This window comes from Lacrimispora sp. YZC11, from assembly GCF_057543815.1.
Genome location: NZ_BAAJYQ010000016.1, coordinates 220,462 through 236,912, shown reverse-complemented (window position 1 = coordinate 236,912; position 16,451 = coordinate 220,462). Strand labels below are relative to the sequence as shown.

Below are 16,451 nucleotides of genomic sequence, written 5' to 3'. Positions count from 1 at the left end.
CACCTTATACGGTAAATAACGGCCAGGCAATATCAAGAGCCTCTTTGACTGCCGTATATTTTTTGTATTTTTTTAAATATATTTCGTGTTTTTCCATATCCGGCATTACCTTTTTTTCCACATGAACCATATGCCGTGCCGCTTCTACATAGTCTGCGAACCTTCCTGCAGCCACAGTCGCTGCCATGGCACAGCCCAATGCTCCCAGTTCCTTAGCTTTAATGGTTTCAATAGGAAGCCCCAGGATATCCGCAAACATCTGGACCCATACCGGGGAATTCACGACTCCGCCTGCCATACGGACTACATCCGGCTTATCCCTTACTTTAAGCAGCTTATCGATATGGGTTTTATGAGAATAGACGACTCCTTCATAAATGGCCCTGATGATATGGGCATTTTTATGGTATGTAGTAAGCCCCACCAGACTCCCCTTCCCCAAGGGGTGTGCATTGGAGCTGTATAGAAAGGGAAGGAAATACACATCACATTCTTCCGGTAAAACCGATTCAACCTGACGGCTTAAAAAGTCATATCTGCTTTCTCCCTTCTGCATCCCGTTAAAATCAATTAAGTTCTCCATGCACCATTCTAAGTTCCCTGCAGAGGTGGCACTGCACTCTTCCAGTAGGTAATACCCTGGCATGGCAAACAGGGAATTCATGGCGACCGGACCATACAGCACCGGTTCTTCTGCGATAAATTCATTGATGCTCCAGGTACCTGCGATGGTGCAAAGCTGTTCCGGCTTTGTGATATCCATTGCAATGGCACAGGCATCGATGTCAAACATCCCGCCGGCAACGGGTGTTCCTTCCAAAAGGCCGGTTTTTACCGCCACTTCATCAGTGAGCTTACCGCACAGATCATAAGAATATTTTAGGGGTGCCAGCTTATCATACACTTCCACGATCCCATAGCATTCCAATAGTTCTCTGTCAAATACCCTATCCCGCACATTGAGCAGGCCTGAGCCGGAAATATCAGTGGCTTCGCAATACGCTTCTCCGGTCAGCCGGAAACGAATATAGTCCTTTACAGAAAATACCCACCGGATATTGTCATAAACATCTCTGTTATGGTCTTTCAGCCAGGCAAGCAGGGCCGCCTGCTGACAGGGCATGAGCTGCTGGCATATCCGCTCATACACTTGTTCAAATACTCCGTTATTATACCATTTCTCCGTGTATTCCCACGCTCTGGTATCAGTCGATACGATTCCCTTGTAAGCCGGGCGGTCATACATGCCCCAGGCATACAGACCTTTGCCGTGTCCGCACACCGAAACCCCAATGATATCTGCAGGATTGATGTTTGCAATTTCCACTGTCTTCTTCATACAAAGAAGGTTATTCTCCCACAACAGATCCATATCCCGCTCCGTATAACCGGATTTTGGAGTTTCTATGGGCGTACTGGCCGAAAAAACGCTGATCTGATTTCCTTTTAGATCAAATAAAGCCGCTTTTGTGCTGGTTCCCCCATTATCCAGACCCATTACGTATTGTTTCATATCACACCTCCGTCATGTATACAGCATCCAGATACCTTTTTAAAAACAGATTGTTCTTCTTGAGAGTCATTCGGTAATCCGCTTCATCCGTATACCAGAATTCCGCCACATACCGATGGATGCCTAACTGTCTGGTCGTTTGGATCACTTTTTCAAAATCCACCTGGCCCTCCCCATAGGGAATCTCCCGAAACCTCCCGGGAAGGGTTTCCTTTAAATGAACAGAGCAGATATGGCTGCGGCCGCATTCTAAGTCCTGGTATATATCATCCGCCCCATTCCATATGTTTCCTACATCCGGGTATACTGAAAGATAGGGCATTTTTGCCTGATTCACAAAATACATGGCTTTTTCAACCGTATTCATAAATTCATTTTCCATTGTTTCAAACCCCACCATAACCCCATGGGCAGATGCATACTCCATGCAAAGCTTTAAATTATCCAGAAATTTCTCCCTGGTCTCTGCTGAGGAGGTTTCCCCATAAAAACAATCATATCCCTGTGCCTGAATGATCCGAATCCCCATTTTCACCGCAAAATCCACACACTTTTTAAATAGTTCCACTGCTGCATCCGCCGCGCCGTCAAGAAGGCTGCCCAGCGGAAACTTTCGCTGGGCACTGAAGCAGATGGATTCGAACCGGATTCCTATATCCAAAGAAAGGGATTGAAGCATCAGGATCCTTGCATCGCTAAAATCAAGCCGGCTGATCTTTTCTTCAGTTTCATCGATGCTCATTTCAATAAAGTCATATCCTGTTTCTTTCGCTGCCTTAAACTTTTCTTCAAAAGGTAATTCCCCAGGCATACTTTTTTCATACAAACCTAACCGATAAACCCTATGACTGTTCATAGCTCTTCCCTTATCTTAGCCAAGCGGATATTCGCAATCCGCTTCGCTGCTTGCCCATAACCGAATAGCAGCTATCGCTGCTTGTCAGGTGGAGCTTATCCTCCACCTGACTGGGGCAAGTCCCCACCTACCACTTAATGCTTTTCTATTTGAAGTGAGGGACTTACTTGATTCGGTTAAAATTTAATTGCTACCTTAAAGTCACCGTGCCTGCCTCCGGCATATTCAAATGCCTTTTCCCATTCTTCAATGGGGAATGTATTTCTGATAACACCGTCTGTCTTTAAATTGCCGTTCATCATATTCTCAATGACAAATGGATAGCAGTAAGGGCTTAAATGGGCACCGGCAATGTCCAATTCCTTCCGGTCGCCGATAATGGACCAGTCCACGGTGGCAGGTTCTGCAAATACGCTGAATTCCACGAAACGTCCTAACTTTCTGATCATGGAAAGACCCTGTACCACACTGGAGGGATGGCCGGTTGCTTCGATATAGATATCGCATCCATAGCCTTCTGTTAAATCCATGACCGCTTTTACCACATCTGTTTTCCCTGGATTCAACACCAGATCCGCACCAAATTCCTTTGCCTTTAACAGCCGGTCATCCATCATATCAAGCACGATCAATCTGGCCGGATTTTTCATGCGTGCATAGGTGACCATACCAAGTCCCAGAGTTCCGGCACCTGAGATTACAACCACATCTTCACAGCCGATTTCCCCCCGGTCCACACAATGCTTGGAGCAGGCATAAGGCTCTATAAGAAGCGCATCATCAAAGGGCATATCCTTTGGTACCTTATGTATCACAGAACCTTTTGGATATCGGACATACTCTGCCATACCTCCGTTGTTGGTATGCTGGAAACCGAAAATATCATGAGGCTGGCACATCCAGTAACGGCCGGATTTGCAGAACTTACATTCCCCGCAGGGCTTGATCTGGTCTGCAGTCACCCGTTCACCGATCTGGTAACCTTTCACATTCTCTCCAAGCTCAACAATTTCGCCCAAAAACTCGTGTCCTGGAATAAAGGGCGGTTTTACCCATGAGGGTTGGACCTCATTTCCCCAGAACATGGCTGCTCCGTGGCTGCATTTTAAATCTCCTGCACAGATTCCGCATCCTTCGGTCTTGATGATGATATCATCCGGACCGCATTCCGGTGTTGGATAGGCTGGCTCAAAACGGTAATCATCTTTGGAATATGCAACAAGTGCTTTCATTGTTTTCGGAATGCTCATCTTAAAAATCCTCCATTCATTTTTTATTACCGGATCCGGTCTCCGGTGTTTTCGTCAAACAGATGGGTCTTTTCTGAATTGAATTTCAGGTAAACCTCATCGCCTTTCTGATAATATACATCATCTGTGGTGGTAATGCTTAACAGGCTGTCACCCACCCGAAGGCTGATCCTTCGCTCATCACCCATATTCTCATATACGGCCACAGGTACCGGTGTACTGGTCGCCGGATCATCCGAAATCAACACATCCACCGGCCGGACTCCCAGAGTCACTTTAAGTCCCTCCCTGATCACCGGCTGATACCGGTCGGGAACCAGAACTTTTAATCCGCTGTTTTCAAATGTAAAGTAATATCGGCCCCCGTCCATTTTAATGACCGACGGCATCAGATTCATAGGCGGTTCTCCGATAAATCCGGCTACGAATTCATTGGCCGGATCATCGTATACTTCCAAAGGAGTCCCCATCTGCTGGAGTTCCCCATCCTTCATAATGACAATTTTATCTGCCATGGACATGGCCTCGATCTGATCATGAGTCACGATTATAGTCGTGCATTTGATTTCATGATGCATCCTCTTTATTTCCTGCCTCAGCATCTGCCGCATCTTTCCATCCAGATGGCTTAAAGGCTCATCAAGGAGCAAAAGCCCCGGGCGCCGGATAATAGCTCTGGCAATATTGACTCTTTGCTTCTGCCCCCCGGACAAGGCAGCTGGTTTCATTTGCAGTAAGTCTTCCACCTTAAGCAGAGGGGCGACACGGCCGATCTCATTTCTGATTTCCTCTTCCGATCTTTTCTTTGCCCGCATATTAAAAGCCAGATTTTCATATACGGTTAAAGGCGGATAAAGGGCATAATCCTCAAAAGCCAGGCCGATCCCACGGTCCTTGGGAAGCAGATGATTGATGCGTGTTCTGCCAATGAATACATCCCCGGAAGTGATCTCTTCCAGGCCCGCCAGCATCCTTAAGGTAGTGGATTTTCCGCATCCCGAAGGCCCCAGGATTCCAATGAATTCCCCGTCCTCACAGCGGAAAGAAAGATCATTGACGGCATATCCGTTTGCTGCTTTCTTTTTCTCCTTATTGTCATACCGCTTATAGACATTCTTAAGTACCAGTTCTGCCATATCATTGACCTCCGTTTTGACTCTTTGCCTCATATTTCTGTCTTCCGGCTCTTGTAATTAATTCCTTTGAAGAATGATCGAAATATAGTGCATTCGTCATATTGAACTTTAAATAAACCTCCTGGTCGATATAAGCTCTGGTATCATTGGGGGCAACCACCTCCAATTTGTTTTCACCAGCAAGAACCGTCATGATAACCTTGTTTCCAATCGGTTCATTGGCATAAACAAATGCCCTGATCCAGGTACTGTCCTGCTTTTCAAAGCGGAAGGCAATGTCACTGCCCCGGATACCGATATCAATCTGCTTTCCGGCAAAAGGTGAGACCCGTTCAATCACATCTTGAGTTACCTCAAAGACAGAGACTTGTTCAAAAGCATCGATCAGTCCCTGATTACCATTGAGCCTTATAATACCCGGGAAAATATTGATCTCAGGTTCCCCGAACAATCTTGCAACAAACTCGTTGCGGGGGAGATAATACATTTCAACAGCACTTCCGGTCTGTACGATTCGCCCCTCATGAACCACAGCGATCCGGTCTGCCAAAGACATGGCTTCCATGTAATCATGGGTCACATAGATGGTTGTAGTATTAAAATCACTCTGCATTTCCTTTAACTCCCGCCGCATAAAATGGCGGAGCTTGGCGTCCAAATGGGCTAGGGGCTCATCCATGAGAAACACATTGGGCGTTCTTACCAGCCCCCGTCCGATCGCCACGCGCTGACGCTGCCCATTGGAAAGCTGGCTGGGCTTTCGTTCCAGCAGATGGTTGATCCTCATCATCACAGTGACCCGGTCGACTTCGGATCGAATAAAATCCTCGCTTTGCTTATAAAGCCTGCTTCTCATGGGGGAAGCGATATTGTCATAAACACTTAAATGCGGATAAAGGGCATAATTTTCAAACACCATGGACACATTCCTGTTCATGGGCTCCACATGATTTACGATCTTTCCGTCTATTTTCACCAGCCCCTCCTGGGGGAATTCAATTCCTGCGATCACCTTGAGCAAAGAAGTCTTCCCAGCTCCCGCCGGACCAAACAGTACAAAGAATTCATTATCTTTCACAGTCAGACTGACCCCGTCTACCGCTGTTTTTGCTCCGTACTTTTTTGTAACATTAATCAGTTCTATTTCTGCCAATCCCTTGTCCTCCTTATCCTTTTACAGCACCGAAGCTGAGTCCTCTTACCAAATGCTTCTGAATGAACAGACAGGCGATGATCTCCGGCAAAACGGCCACGGTTGCAGCCACGGCCACCTGCCCGTAATGTACCGTTTCAGAAGAAATATACCGAAGGGATGTAATGGTAAGGGTTTGGATCCTAAACCCGCTTAAGATCAGCGGGAACGTAAAACTGTTCCATGCAAAGATAAATGCCAGAAGTCCTGAGGCAACCAGCCCCGGTTTGATTAAGGGCAGAAGGGTCTTTAAAAACACCTCATACCAGCGGTAACCATCTAATGAAGCGGCCTGCTCCACCTCCACGCTGATATCCTCAAAATATCCCCGCACCACCCAGATGAGAAGAGGCATGGTAATCAGCTGATAAACCCATATCAAGCCAAAATACGTATCATACAGCCCTATCTTTTGAAAGATCAGGAAAATCGGCAGGATAACCATGATCTCAGGCGCAAACTTAAACGACAAAATCTGAAATGCAATATCATCTTTTTTCCGGAAATCATACCGGGCCAGCGCATATGCCGCAGGTACGCCCGCTACTACCGTAAGCAGAACCGCCCCGCCGGAAACAATGATATTTTGAAAGAAAGCCCGGATATAATCCGTTCCAAGCAGAACCGCCTGATAATTAGCAAGTGTGGGCTGGAAGATGAAAACCGTATTATACATCTCCGTATCGCTTTTAAAGGTGCAGATCAGCATCCAGATCAGCGGAAACAGGGCATACAGAGCGTACAACACAAGTCCCAGATTACGTCCGGTTTCCCTGGCTGCTTCTTTCAGTCCGTTTCTTTGTTTCGCAGTTTCAATGGAATGTTCCATAACTGTCCTCCTACCTGATTTAATATCCCTGGGCCTGCTTTACCATCTTACGCTGCCTGTTTACCAGAAAACTGGCGGTAATATTGACAATCACCCATAGAGTAAGCAGATAGGGAAGTGCATATCCTAATTTCTGGAATTGGAATCCCGTAATATAGCCCGTCAGTGAAATGTTCATAAGCGTATTTCCCGGCCCGCCCTTGGTCAGTGCAAAAATAATGCCAAACTCCTGCAGTGCCGCCATTAACCGGAATAAAAGAGCGATGTACATAAACGGCTTAAGCATGGGAAAAGTCAGTGTTTTAAAGATAAACCATGAGCTGGCACCATCTACCTCGGCTGCCTCAAAGGGGGATTTTGGCAGAGACTGCAGCCCTGCCAAGACCAGCAACAGCACGAAAGGGGTATTTACCCAGGTATCAATGAGCACTGCAGTAAACATGGCTGTATCCTGGGATGCTGCCCACTTAAATCCGTACACTCCAAACAGGTTTACAAACTTTTCCAGTACGCCCACCGAGTTGGAAGTCATCAGCTGCCAGATGAGCACTGCGATGGCTGGAGCCACCATCAGCGGAAAGGTGAAGACCACCTTTAGTATCCGGGTAAACCTAGTATCCTTCCGAAGCAGGATCGCAATCACAGACCCCAGGATCATTTGAGTTCCTGTTGCAAGGAATCCATATTTGATGGTCACCCACAGAGAATGGTAAAAATCAGGGTCCTGATACACCCGAATCCAGTTTCTAAAAAAGATGAACTTAAAGTTCGGGTTTTTGAACGAGTAATTTGTCAGGGATAAAAATATCGCTATGGCAAATGGAATCATAATCCCGATCAGGATCAGGAGCCCCGGCGCAATGATATAGTACGGCCGCCTGCGCACATGGGCCGGTATTTCATTATAATTGATTTCCTTCGGTGTCTTTTGAGCCAAACCTGCCCCTCCTTTATAAAATTTTACTCAGCTTATTCATAGTCGGAGATGACAATATCTTCTACTACCTTATCCTGTTTCTCTTTCAGACTGTCCATGCCTTCCTGGACAGAGGCATAGTTCCCTGCTACCAGTTCCTGCAGAGTGGTTGCCCACAAAGTGGTCGTCTCAAAGAAATAGGGCTGAGGGGTAAAACGGATCGTGGTTGACCCAATAGTCTTTTCAAACGTATCGATATACCCGTCGTGGCTCTCCATCTTTTTTAAGAATTCCGGAGAATTGATTACGGAAGTACGCGCCGGGTCAAGAGCATTTTTCTCGGTAACTGCATACAGGGCAAAGTCCTTGCTTGTGAAATACATCATAAAATACCAAGCGGCATCCGCATTCTTTGTATCTGCATTCATGGCCATGGACCATGTCCAGAAGTTTGAATTCGGAGTGTTACCTTCTTTTGCCAAGGGCATCACCGTCCATGCCAGATTGCCGGCCTCAGCTGAAGCTCCTTCCCAGTCCTGATGAATCCCGGTATTATCCGCCTCAAACATCATGGCAGCCTTGCCGGCTCCCAAGTCGGCTCCACATTCATACCACGTATATCTGGACCATGACGGAGAGCCGCCTCTCTTGATCATGTCCACCCAGAATTCGGTCATTGCCACTGCCTCCGGCGAATTCACTTTAGACACCAGGCGGTCATCCTCTATTGCAAAATCCTGGGCTCCGAAATTTGCAAATGTGCTCATATATCCCGGATGAATGGTTCCCCAGTCTCTTGCCCCGCGGACGGTCATGGCATAGGAATCCGGTCCATTCCAGCCCTGAAGCTTGTCGCAGGCGGCCAGCAGTTCGTCATAGGTCTTAGGAACTTCAATTCCCGCCTGCTTAAAGGCTCTTTTGTTATATGCAAGGCTGTAAATCTCAATAGCCAATGGGAGACCCAGCTGCGCACCGGAACCTACTGCATGTCCGGGTACTCCGTCCCATTGGAGAGCAGATACCGCACTGGGATAGAGATCTGCAAAATCATACCCAGGAGCAACCTTATCCGGATCGCTTAAAAATGTGTTTAAGTCATATACATATCCTGCCGCTGAATAATCCCATAACTGATATGCACCTGACATGAATAAATCCGGTTCCCCGGTTCTGCTGGCAAGCGCCGTAGATACCTTATCAAAGTAGTTGGCTTCCGGTGTAATGGAATGTTCCACCTTGATCCCGGTCAATTCCTCAAATTCAGGAATCTTGGTTACGATGGCCTCAGCCACACTGTGCTGCACCATATTTACCTTCAGCGTCGTTCCGGCAAACTTCTTCCAGTCAAAGTTCCCATCTGCTGTCTGGGACCCAGCTTCCGTTCCTGGTGCTGCAGTTTCCTGCGCTGCTTCTGCCCCCGTAGTTGTGGCCGAAACCTTAGCTGTACCCGATCCGGAGCCGCTGCATCCAATCAGGGTCCCTGCTGTCATAATGCTTGCCAACCCAAAGGATATCCACCTTTTTATGTTGCTTTTTTTCACGTTCATCAAACCTCCTCTTTTTTTATATATAAATTTTACATGAATTTTATTTTTAATGAAATGAATAATTATACTATAATCAACAAATTATTTCGTGGTATTATTAACAATCTTCCAGATGAAAACAGCAACTGTTTTTATTAGAAAAATCTTACGATAATATAAAAAAAATTATGTTGTGAAAACACAAAATAAGGGCGCCTGCTCTTGAAGCGGCGCCCTTCCCATTCTATATACGGTTCTTAAATTCTTTACAAGTCATCCCCACAATCTCTTTAAATACTTTGCTAAAATAATAGGGGCTCCCAAAACCCACCTGCTCTGCAATTTCATATATTTTCAGATTCGATTTAAGAATCAGCTTTTTTGACATCTCAATCCGGTGATTTGTTAAATACACGCTGAAATTGATTCCGGTTTCCTGCTTAAAAATAAACGACAAGTAACTGCTGCTGATATTCACTGCCGCCGCTGCATTGTCCAGAGTAATATTCTGGGAATAGTTTTCCTCGATAAAACCAATGCATTCCCTGATCAGTCCGCTGTATGGACTCTTCCTGTTATGTAAAAACCCCCAGATTGCCATGTATACATCAATCACATACATCTGAACATGATTCATATGGGAAATAGCATAAAGATTATGATATTCAAACTTTACCGGATTCAGTCCGGGAATATCTCCGGTATCATAATTCTCGATCAGGGATTTGGAGATTGACAGCAGATCAATAAATGCCTCAGTCACCATACGGTAATCTCCGGCCTCTTTCAGTTTCCGGAAAATGGAATTCATATATTCCATTAATGGTTCCTGATCCTCCTCTTCTATCAGTTCCTTGATCTTCCGGGCACTGATCCGGATATACTCTCCCCGGGTAGGCTTTAATTGCTCATCGTACGTCCATACACTGCCGTTATGAAAAAAGCCCTTCAGCCGTGCAGTCTCTGCTTCCTGAAACATCTGGGGAAAATATTCCTTTGTACCGGCTCTGCTGATTCCCAGATTGATGTCCGCATTAAAATACTGCACCGTATTCTTAATTATAGATGTACCCTTGTCCTCCATCAGTTTTTTTGGATACTCATCCCTTTCATCATGGTATATTACACCAAAACAGAGAAGATCCTTTAAAATGATGTACCGGGAAATGCTTTGGCAGAAAAATTTCGAAACGAGATTCATTACAGTTTCAATCAGCATACTGATTGATCCGTCTGGAAGGGAATTGATACTGCAGTGACCAATGATAATTACATAAGACGTTTCACAAAACATGTGGTCTGAATATGGATAATCAGAAACAGTCTCCTGTACACCGGAGAGATTCAGTTTAAGCAACTGCTCGTCCAAGTATTTTTCTTCCATCTTTTTGACCGAATGTCCTTTGCGGTATGATGCTTCTGACTCGCCAGATAAATTAACCAGAGATGACAACAGGCTGTCCGGTGATATTTCTGACTTTAAAATATACTTTTCCGCCCCCATCTCCATGGCACGTCTTGCAAAATTAAAATCATCATGATTCGTGAAAATAACAGACTGGATATCCGAATATTTTCTTTTCACCTTTTCAATTAAGTCCAGTCCGTTCATCCCCTGCATCTTGATATCCGTCATCAGAATGTCAATTGGTTCATGCTCCATAATCTCCAGAGCTTCTTCCGCACTGCTGGCCTCTGCCGCGATCTCGTACCCGTAAGACTTCCAGTCCAGGGTCATCTTAAGCCCCATCCGGACCAAAAATTCATCATCCACAATTAATACCCGCTTCATATTCTTTTCCCGCTTCCCTAAAGACAAATAAACATGGTACAATAAGTTGATTTAATGTTTAGTATACCATACAATCCGGAGGTATGTGATGCATATCAAGAAAATTTCAACAAAAATTTTTATCGGTGTATTTGTTCTTTCTACATTTTTCCTAGTTTTATCTCTGACCTTTGTAAATTATACTTTTTACAAAGAACTGAAAAAGAACGAGATACAGAACAACTTACTTGCCAGCAACAAGATCCGTTCTCAATTTGACTTAATCATCAATCTGATCCAGGCTACTTCCACCTACCTGTATGAAAATGAAGAAATTCAGAATTACCTGTCCGGCCAGAACCCACAATCAGCTGTCAAAATAAATGAAAACTTAAATAACATCCTGGAGATGCAGCCTTTTATCTCCCATATTTATCTGATGAAGCCAGATGCTACCGTTTTAAGTACGGAATCCGGAACAGAAACAGATCTGCTATCAGAACATTATCGGAATTACATGGAAAAAAAACAGGTTATCAGTACAGAAGGCCAATGGATCAGCACGCATTTTCAGAATACTGCCAGGGATCTTACCGACAAAAAGGTCATCTCCTTTATCAGACCGCTCATGAACCGGGATCAGCAATTCATTGGACTCTTAATCATGGATTTAAACTACAATTACATACAAGAGATGTTTATGCTCAGCACCATCCTCTCTGATGAAAAGACATTGGTTATCAATTCCGACGGTGAAATTTTATTTAACTTTCCCTATTATACTTCCTACGAGCCGGTTCTCAAACAGTACCCCCAACTCCTGGACACCTCCACCAGCTATAGTCTGGAGGGAAAGGTCTTTCATCTGGACAGTACCATTGTATCCAATCCGATCAAGATCGCAGACTGGAGTATTATACGCATCATCCAAACCCAGCACTTAATCAGTAATACGAAAAAAATAACCTATTATGCTGTGATCATCATCATCATTTCCTGTATTACCAGCCTTGTTTACGGCCTTTGGCTGACTGGGAAGATCACCCGCCCTATCAAGATTCTCAGCGATGCCTGCAATAAGATAAAAGGCGGTGATTTTTCGCTCCGCGTTCAATTGGATTCCAAAGATGAGGTAGGAAATCTGGGCATCACTTTTAATATGATGCTGGACAAGCTGAACAGTTACTTCATCAATGAGCTCCAGGAGCAGAAACGCAAATCTTCACTTGAATTCAAAATCCTCCAGTCCCAGATCAATCCTCATTTTTTATATAACACCCTGGATTCCATACGCTGGCTGGCTACCATGCAGAATATCACGAATGTGGCTGAAATGACCAGCGACCTTACCAACTTACTAAAATACAATCTAAAGCAGGACACAACGTCCGCCCTGTTAAAGGATGAAATCGAAAGCATTCGACGCTATATCGGAATACAGAAATACCGTTATGGAAACTATTTTGAGGTTGAGTACCAGATTGCTGAGGAGACACTGGAGTGCATCATCATCCCTTTTTGCATCCAGCCGCTAATTGAAAATTCCATCATACATGGCTTTGATGATATGGAAAGGAATTATAGAATCCGGATTGAAAGTTATCAGGAAGGTGACAAACTATGTGTAAAAATCACAGATAATGGAGTTGGCATGGAAGACTCGGTCCTGGAAGAAATCAATTCCTCTAAGGTCAGAAGCGACAAATTTAATCAGATCGGCATTAAAAACATCAAGGAAAGAATCCAAATGCAGTATGGTAAGGAATACGGATTGATTTATGTGAGCGAGCCCAATGAAGGGACGGTCGTTACAATCCTCTTTCCGTATAACAAACACTGCGCCATGCCGGATCATGAATAGGAAAAAGATAAAAAAGGAAAATCCCCATAATCTCATGTATAAAACATACGTGAGATTATGGGGATTCTTACACCTGATACGAAAAAATCCGTATGCTCATTCGCTTAAATATGCCTTCTTTACCGAATCATTATTCATCAGTTCGTGGGCATCACCGCTTAAAACAATAGCCCCTGTTTCCAGAACATAGGCGCGGTTCGCAATGGACAAAGCTTTCTTTGCGTTCTGCTCCACAAGCAGAACCGTAGTTCCTGACTTGTTGACCTCCTGAATGATATCGAAAATCTCATTCACATAAATCGGAGAAAGTCCCATGGATGGCTCGTCAAGTACGATTACCTTTGGATGGCTCATCAGTGCCCGCCCCATGGCTAACATCTGCTGCTCTCCGCCGCTTAAGGTTCCCGCAGGCTGGTTCTTTCTCTCCAGAAGTCTTGGGAAGCGTTTGTAGATCATCTGCAGGGTTTCTTCTATCTCATTTTTATCCCGTCTTGTATAAGCGCCCAGCTTTAAATTTTCATAAACGCTTAAAGCAGCAAAAACCCGCCGTCCTTCCGGTACATGAGCCATACCCATGCTCACAATTTTATCGCCCCGTATTCTTGTAATATCGTGGCCGTCAAACTGGATTGTGCCGGAAGCCGCTTTTAAAAGGCCGGTTATGGTATGAAGGGTCGTGGTTTTTCCGGCGCCGTTGGCGCCTATCAGGGCCACGATCTCACCCTCGTTTACTTCAAAGGAAATACTCTTAAGCGCCTTGATGACGCCATAATATACTTCCAGATCTTTTACTTCAAGTAGTGCCATGCATTAAGCCTCCTTATTCTCCCAGATATGCCTTGATGACCTCCGGATCATTGAGCACCTCCGCTGTTTTACCCTGTGTAAGAACCTGGCCGAAATTCAGCACGGTCAGCTTTTCACAGATGCCGGAAACAAGCTTCATGTCGTGTTCAATTAACAGGATGGTCATATCAAAATTATCCCGTACAAAGCGTATGGTGTCCATAAGCTCTGTGGTTTCATTGGGATTCATACCGGCTGCCGGTTCATCTAAGAGCAAAAGCTTAGGACCTGTGGCAAGGGCACGGGCAATCTCCAGCTTCCTCTGCTTTCCGTATGGAAGGTTGGAAGCAAGGATGTCCTTTTCTTCATCAAGGCCAAATACTTTTAAAAGCTCTATGGCCCGTTCATCCATCTCTTTTTCTACCTTAAAATACTTTGGCAGACGGAGAATTCCTGCGACCGTTGAATAGGAATAACTGTTGTGAAGGCCGGTCTTAACATTATCAAGAACAGTTAATTCCTTAAACAGGCGGATATTCTGAAAGGTCCTTGCGATTCCGGCCCTGTTGATATCCACTGTTTTTTTCCCTGTCATGTTCTCCCCGTCCAATAAAATAGTACCTGTATTGGGTTTATATACACCGGTTAAAAGGTTAAAGATCGTGGTTTTACCTGCTCCATTTGGGCCGATAAGACCATAAAGCTGTCCTTTTTCAATGGTGATGCTGAAATTATCTACGGCGCGCAGTCCGCCAAAGGAAATTCCAAGATTCTTGATTTCCAGTAAAGCCATGGTTATGCCCTCTCCTTCTCTGCCCTGTTCTTATGAAAATACCGTTTCCTGAAATCGATTAATTTAGGACTCCAGTTAAAAATCATCATGACGATCAGGATGATGGCGTAAATCAGCATCCGGTAGTTATTTAAACCTCTCAAAAGCTCCGGAAGCAAAGTTAGGATAACTGCAGAGATCATGGAACCCCGGATATTTCCGATTCCGCCGAGAACCACAAATACAAGAATCATGATGGACTGGTTATAGCCAAAATTCTTCTGTGTCGCAGTAAGGGCAGAGAGGTTATGGGAATACAGTACACCGGCCACGCCTGCCAGGGAGGCGGAAATGGTAAAGGCCATTAATTTGTACTTTGTTATGTTGATGCCAATGGATTCCGCCGCAATGCGGTTGTCACGTACAGACATGATGGCCCGTCCGGATCTGGAATGAATTAAATTCAAAACGATAACCAGAGTGATCAAAATAAGGATTACACCAATGGTGAAGGTCGAGTTTTTTGGCGTTCCTGTAATTCCCTGGGCGCCGTTTAAGATCACCTTTCCCTCTTTTGCCATATGGAGAGCCGCAGCATTTTTCACGGAAAAATGAAACCCTTGCGCATCCTTTCCAATGTAAATCACGTTTATCACGTTTTTAATAATTTCTCCAAATGCCAGGGTCACAATGGCTAAATAATCTCCCCGAAGCCTTAATACCGGAATCCCAACCACAATGCCGGCCAGTGCCGCAAAAAAAGCGCCGATTAAAATGGCGAAAAAGAAACGGATTCCCTGATTTGGAATGGCTTCCAGCATGGTAATGGAAAACAGGGAACTGGAAAAAGCTCCCACACACATGAAGCCTGCATGTCCCAGACTTAGTTCTCCAAGGATTCCTACGGTTAAGTTTAAGGATATTGCCATAATCGTATAAATGCAAAGAGGCACTAAAAGGCCCTTCATCAGGCTGCTTACATGGCCCGCATTTACAAGAAGCTGTACAATAATATATGCAGCGATCACTAACCCAAAGGTTATCATGTTGCTTCTTAAAGTCTTATTCAAACGGAAATTCATCTTCTTACTTTTTTCCATATCGTCCACCTATACTTTCTCGTTAATCTTCTTGCCAAGGATTCCTGTAGGCTTTACAAGAAGAACGACAATAAGGACTCCAAATACGATGGCATCGGAAAGCTGGGAAGAAATATAAGCCTTACTTAAGTTTTCAATCACGCCCAGTAAAAGTCCGCCGATAAATGCTCCCGGAATGGATCCGATCCCGCCAAATACGGCAGCTACGAATGCCTTAATGCCTGGCATGGAGCCGGTATAAGGGGTAAGAGTCGGATAGGCGGAACAAAGAAGCGCACCGGCCACAGCAGCCAGAGCAGAGCCAATGGCAAAAGTAAGGGCAATGGTTCCATCCACATTAATTCCCATGAGCTGGGCGGCTCCCTTATCTTCCGATACGGCAAGCATGGCCTGTCCTGCTCTTGTCTTCCTGATAAACATAGTCAGACCGATCATAATGACGATACAGCTGATGATCGTGACAATGGTCTCACCGGAAATGGTCAGCTTTCCCTGTGAAAGCTTAAGCGCCGGAACTGTTACGACAGAAGTAAAAGATTTCGGATTAGAACCAAAAACGAGCAGTGCGATGTTTTGGAGTAAGTAGCTCACACCGATTGCCGTGATCAGAACCGCAAGAGGACTTGCCATACGGAGAGGACGGTAAGCGACGCCCTCAATGACAACGCCAAGTACCGTGCATAGGATCACTGCAAGGAGTATGCCGGCGACCGGGCCTAAGCCCATTGTGCTGACGACTGTGAACACCACGTATCCTCCAATCATAATTACATCGCCATGAGCAAAGTTAAGCATCTTGGCAATGCCATATACCATGGTATATCCCAAGGCAATGATCGCATAAACACTGCCCAGGCTTAGGCCATTAATAAAATAGGATATGAAACTCATCATACCATCGCACCTCATTCGTTGTTTATTTTAAAAGAAGAGGGTCGTCCTC

At 45.0% G+C, this 16,451-nt stretch carries 14 protein-coding genes; 1 reads left to right on the top strand and 13 read right to left on the bottom strand.

The window, feature by feature from the left end; genetic code table 11:
* Positions 1–4: 4 nt before the first annotated feature.
* From AC27IJ_RS16435 to AC27IJ_RS16395, 9 genes are all read right to left on the bottom strand, one after another.
* The gene (locus tag AC27IJ_RS16435) at positions 5–1,513 is read right to left on the bottom strand and encodes an FGGY-family carbohydrate kinase (protein ID WP_312501551.1); all 1,509 of its coding nucleotides are present in this window, start codon (positions 1,511–1,513) and stop codon (positions 5–7) included.
* Between the two features lies 1 nt (position 1,514).
* The gene (locus AC27IJ_RS16430) at positions 1,515–2,369 is read right to left on the bottom strand and encodes an L-ribulose-5-phosphate 3-epimerase (RefSeq protein WP_312501550.1); all 855 of its coding nucleotides are present in this window, start codon (positions 2,367–2,369) and stop codon (positions 1,515–1,517) included.
* A 176-nt stretch (positions 2,370–2,545) separates the two neighbouring features.
* Positions 2,546–3,619 (bottom strand): alcohol dehydrogenase catalytic domain-containing protein, encoded by a 1,074-nt coding sequence (locus tag AC27IJ_RS16425; protein ID WP_312501549.1) that lies wholly within the window; start codon positions 3,617–3,619, stop codon positions 2,546–2,548.
* A gap of 26 nt (positions 3,620–3,645) precedes the next feature.
* On the bottom strand, positions 3,646–4,755 hold the full coding sequence (locus AC27IJ_RS16420) for an ABC transporter ATP-binding protein (protein ID WP_312443569.1): 1,110 nt from the start codon (positions 4,753–4,755) through the stop codon (positions 3,646–3,648).
* A gap of 1 nt (position 4,756) precedes the next feature.
* Entirely contained in the window at positions 4,757–5,908 is a 1,152-nt protein-coding gene (locus AC27IJ_RS16415; RefSeq protein WP_312501546.1) for an ABC transporter ATP-binding protein, read from the bottom strand.
* 13 nt (positions 5,909–5,921) lie between these two features.
* A complete protein-coding gene (locus AC27IJ_RS16410; RefSeq protein WP_312443571.1) occupies positions 5,922–6,776 on the bottom strand; it encodes a carbohydrate ABC transporter permease in 855 nt (284 codons plus the stop codon).
* Positions 6,777–6,795: 19 nt separating this feature from the next.
* Entirely contained in the window at positions 6,796–7,713 is a 918-nt protein-coding gene (locus AC27IJ_RS16405) for a carbohydrate ABC transporter permease (protein ID WP_487149774.1), read from the bottom strand.
* A 32-nt stretch (positions 7,714–7,745) separates the two neighbouring features.
* Positions 7,746–9,239 (bottom strand): ABC transporter substrate-binding protein, encoded by a 1,494-nt coding sequence (locus AC27IJ_RS16400; RefSeq protein WP_312443573.1) that lies wholly within the window; start codon positions 9,237–9,239, stop codon positions 7,746–7,748.
* Between the two features lie 223 nt (positions 9,240–9,462).
* Positions 9,463–11,010: a response regulator transcription factor gene (locus tag AC27IJ_RS16395; protein ID WP_487149772.1), complete on the bottom strand. Its 1,548-nt coding sequence runs from the start codon at positions 11,008–11,010 to the stop codon at positions 9,463–9,465.
* Positions 11,011–11,098: 88 nt separating this feature from the next.
* Here AC27IJ_RS16395 and AC27IJ_RS16390 point away from each other — a divergent pair, with 88 nt between their 5' ends.
* Positions 11,099–12,850, top strand: coding sequence for a cache domain-containing sensor histidine kinase (locus tag AC27IJ_RS16390; protein WP_487149770.1), 1,752 nt, complete (start codon positions 11,099–11,101; stop codon positions 12,848–12,850).
* A gap of 96 nt (positions 12,851–12,946) precedes the next feature.
* On the opposite strand, the gene AC27IJ_RS16385 is transcribed toward AC27IJ_RS16390, so the two are convergent.
* From AC27IJ_RS16385 to AC27IJ_RS16370, 4 genes are read right to left on the bottom strand one after another with little or no spacing between them, the layout of a single operon-like run.
* On the bottom strand, positions 12,947–13,657 hold the full coding sequence (locus tag AC27IJ_RS16385; protein WP_312443577.1) for an ABC transporter ATP-binding protein: 711 nt from the start codon (positions 13,655–13,657) through the stop codon (positions 12,947–12,949).
* 13 nt (positions 13,658–13,670) lie between these two features.
* Positions 13,671–14,429: an ABC transporter ATP-binding protein gene (locus tag AC27IJ_RS16380; protein ID WP_312443578.1), complete on the bottom strand. Its 759-nt coding sequence runs from the start codon at positions 14,427–14,429 to the stop codon at positions 13,671–13,673.
* A gap of 2 nt (positions 14,430–14,431) precedes the next feature.
* Positions 14,432–15,508 (bottom strand): branched-chain amino acid ABC transporter permease, encoded by a 1,077-nt coding sequence (locus tag AC27IJ_RS16375; RefSeq protein WP_312443579.1) that lies wholly within the window; start codon positions 15,506–15,508, stop codon positions 14,432–14,434.
* A gap of 9 nt (positions 15,509–15,517) precedes the next feature.
* Positions 15,518–16,399 (bottom strand): branched-chain amino acid ABC transporter permease, encoded by an 882-nt coding sequence (locus AC27IJ_RS16370; RefSeq protein WP_312443650.1) that lies wholly within the window; start codon positions 16,397–16,399, stop codon positions 15,518–15,520.
* Positions 16,400–16,451: the final 52 nt, after the last annotated feature.